Annotated in this window: 4 protein-coding genes; 2 read left to right on the forward strand and 2 right to left on the reverse strand. The window is 72.5% G+C overall.

Annotated elements, in window-relative coordinates; genetic code table 11:
- Positions 1 to 166 precede the first annotated feature (166 nt).
- Positions 167 to 442 carry a GlsB/YeaQ/YmgE family stress response membrane protein gene (locus ACZ5XZ_RS33945; RefSeq protein WP_468985235.1) on the reverse strand — a complete coding sequence of 92 codons (276 nt, stop codon included), beginning with the start codon at positions 440 to 442 and terminating at the stop codon, positions 167 to 169.
- Between the two features lie 221 nt (positions 443 to 663).
- Between ACZ5XZ_RS33945 and ACZ5XZ_RS33950 the strand changes: the two genes are divergently transcribed.
- Both ACZ5XZ_RS33950 and ACZ5XZ_RS33955 read left to right on the forward strand, forming a co-directional pair.
- Positions 664 to 1,038 carry a DUF3099 domain-containing protein gene (locus tag ACZ5XZ_RS33950; RefSeq protein WP_468985238.1) on the forward strand — a complete coding sequence of 125 codons (375 nt, stop codon included), beginning with the start codon at positions 664 to 666 and terminating at the stop codon, positions 1,036 to 1,038.
- A 222-nt stretch (positions 1,039 to 1,260) separates the two neighbouring features.
- Positions 1,261 to 1,515, forward strand: a complete 255-nt coding sequence (locus tag ACZ5XZ_RS33955; RefSeq protein ID WP_468985240.1) for a hypothetical protein — start codon at positions 1,261 to 1,263, stop codon at positions 1,513 to 1,515.
- Positions 1,516 to 1,538: 23 nt separating this feature from the next.
- On the opposite strand, the gene moaA is transcribed toward ACZ5XZ_RS33955, so the two are convergent.
- Positions 1,539 to 2,528, reverse strand: a complete 990-nt coding sequence (moaA, locus tag ACZ5XZ_RS33960; protein WP_468985242.1) for a GTP 3',8-cyclase MoaA — start codon at positions 2,526 to 2,528, stop codon at positions 1,539 to 1,541.
- Positions 2,529 to 2,761 lie beyond the last annotated feature (233 nt).

The raw sequence follows: 2,761 nt of genomic DNA on the forward strand, positions 1-2,761 counted from the left end.
CACCCCACCACCCCCCCCCCCACCCCCCCCCCCCCCCCCCCCCCCCCCCCCCCCCCCCCCCCCCCTCCCCCCCCCCCCCCCCCGCCCCGCTCCCCCCCCCCCCCCCCCCCCCCCCCCCCCCCGCCTCCGTTTTTCCTGCCCCGGGCCGGCAGGGCCGCGGGCGCCTCTAGGCCGTTGTCTTGCGGCCGCGCATGGCGACCCAGAGGCGGTCGCCGATGCCGACGATGAGGACCGCGCCGATCAGTTGCAGCAGGTGCCGGGTCCAGTCGATGCCGCTGGTCTCATTGACGCCGATGCCGGTGGCCAGCCAGTTGCCGAGGACGCTGCCCAGCATGCCGAAGATCACGGTCAGCCAGAGCGGGATCTTCTGCTTGCCCGGGATGATGGCCTTCGCGATCAGGCCCAGCACCAGGCCCACGATGATGGCCCACAACCACGTCATGTCGCCTCCTCTTACGGCGCGGTGCGCGTGAGGTCGCCCCGCCAGTGTCACTCCGCATCGGCTACGCCGCACGCCGGAGCCGGTGGTCCTCCATATGTCCTGGCAGACCCGGCCGAACGGAGGCAGGCCCCGGTCTCGAAGGCGGCGCAGGTGCGGCGTACCGTGGAAACCGACCGGAGACCGGGGAGAATCCGGCACGACCTAGCAGGTGGTGGAACGTGATGCGGAAGCAGAGCAGCGGCCAGGCCTTCCGGATCACAGGGGCCCGCCAGGGGCTGTCCGAGGACGTGCGCGGGCGGCAGCGGCGGTATGTGATCTCGATGGCGGTGCGGACGGTGGCCGTGCTGCTGACCGTCGTGCTGTGGAACGTCGAGCGGCCGGTTGCCATCGCGACGCTGGTGCTGGGCATGGCGCTGCCGTATATCGCGGTGGTGATCGCCAACGCGGGCCGGGAGAACGCCCCTTCGCTTCCGAAAACCTTCGTCGCGGGGCCGACCAGGCCGATGCTGACGCCGGGGCCCTCCGCCGCGCCAGCGGAATCCGAACCGGAGCGACCGGCGGCGGGCACATCCACACCGCGCCCGGACGCTCACTGATCAGCATTCGGTCTGCAAAGCTCAAGAAAAGCTCAGATCAATCGTGGAGTTCCGGTGCACCGCGCACCATTCCCCGTGACATACTGCGTAACGCGCTCCGCATCCCCCGTCGGAGCGACGGACCGACGCCGGGCGGCTCCCCCCGTGGCTGCCCGGCGTCGTCATGTCCGCTCCCGGTCACGGCCTCCAGGGCCCCGGGCCGCAGGACGTAGGGTTGAGGCCGTGAACTCCCCTGATCGTCCCGACTCCACCGCGGGCGGCGACGCCGCCGTCATCTGTTCCGCCAAGGGCTGCCGGGCCGCCGCCGTCTGGGTGCTGGCCTGGAACAACCCGAAGCTGCACACGCCGGACCGCCGTAAGACCTGGCTGGCCTGCGAGGAGCACCGGGAGCATCTGTCGCAGTTCCTCGGCGTGCGCGGCTTCCTCAAGGACGTGGTGACGCTTCAGGAGTGGGAGGCGTCCGCCGCCGGGAAGTGACGCCCGGCGCCGGGGCGGGCGGGTCAGCCGCCGATCGAGGACATCGGGCGCTCGGGCTGCAGGAAGGCCGGGTCGTCCAGGCCGGAGCCCGCCTTCTTGCCCCACATCGCACGCTTCCACAGGCGCGCGATCTCGTCGTCGGGCGCCCCGGAGCGCAGCGCCGTCCGCAGGTCCGTCTCCTCGGTGGCGAACAGGCAGGTACGGACCTGGCCGTCGGCCGTCAGCCGGGTGCGGTCGCAGGCGCGGCAGAACGGGCGGGTGACGGAGGCGATCACGCCGACGCGGTGCGGTCCGCCGTCGACCTGCCAGCGCTCGGCGGGCGCGGAGCCGCGCTCGTCCTGGCCCTCGGGGGTCAGCTCGAAGCGGGTGCGCAGCGAGGCGAGGATGTCACCGGCGGTGATCATGCCGTCGCGCTTCCAGCCGTGCTGGGCGTCGAGCGGCATCTGCTCGATGAAGCGGAGCTCGTAGTCGTGGGCGATCGCCCAGGCGAGCAGGTCGGGGGCCTCGTCGTCGTTGAGGCCCGGCATCAGGACGGCGTTGACCTTGACCGGGGTCAGACCGGCGGCGCGGGCCGCCTCCAGGCCGCGCAGCACATCGTCGTGCCGCTTGCGGCGGGTCATGGTCTGGAAGACGTCGGGGCGCAGGGTGTCGAGGGAGACGTTGACGCGGTCGAGGCCGGCGTCGCGCAGTGCCGCGGCCGTGCGCTGAAGGCCTATGCCGTTGGTGGTCAGCGACATCCGGGGGCGCGGGGTGAGGGCGGCGACCCGCTCGACGATGCCGACCAGGCCGGGGCGGAGCAGCGGCTCGCCGCCCGTGAAGCGGACCTCTTCGATGCCCAGGTCGCGCACCGCGATGGCGATCAGCCGGACGATCTCGTCGTCGCTGAGCAGATCGGGCTTGGCGAGCCACTGCAGGCCCTCTTCGGGCATGCAGTACGTGCACCGCAGATTGCAGCGGTCGGTGAGCGAAACGCGCAGGTCGGTGGCCACACGACCGTAGGTGTCGATGAGCACAGGGCCCCTCCCCGGGACTGACGGCTCGGGACGCCTGTTGACGTCCTGGTTCGCCTTGGTACATCTCCCGTGTGGATCAGTACGTCTTCGAGCCTACGCGATGGGTGTGACAGCGAGCAGAGATGAGAAGCACGACGTGGGGGGGGGGGGGGGGGGGGGGGGGGGGGGGGGGGGGGTACCCCCCCCCCCCCCCCGGGAACCCACCGTCTCCCCCCCCGCCCCTGCCCCCGACC

The organism is Streptomyces sp. NPDC033270 (assembly GCF_055576575.1).

Coding starts and splice junctions, on each gene's coding strand:
- ACZ5XZ_RS33945 (WP_468985235.1), bottom strand. CDS start 442: ATGACGTGGTTGTGGGCCATCATCGTGGGCCTGGTGCTGGGCCTGATC.
- ACZ5XZ_RS33950 (WP_468985238.1), top strand. CDS start 664: ATGCGGAAGCAGAGCAGCGGCCAGGCCTTCCGGATCACAGGGGCCCGC.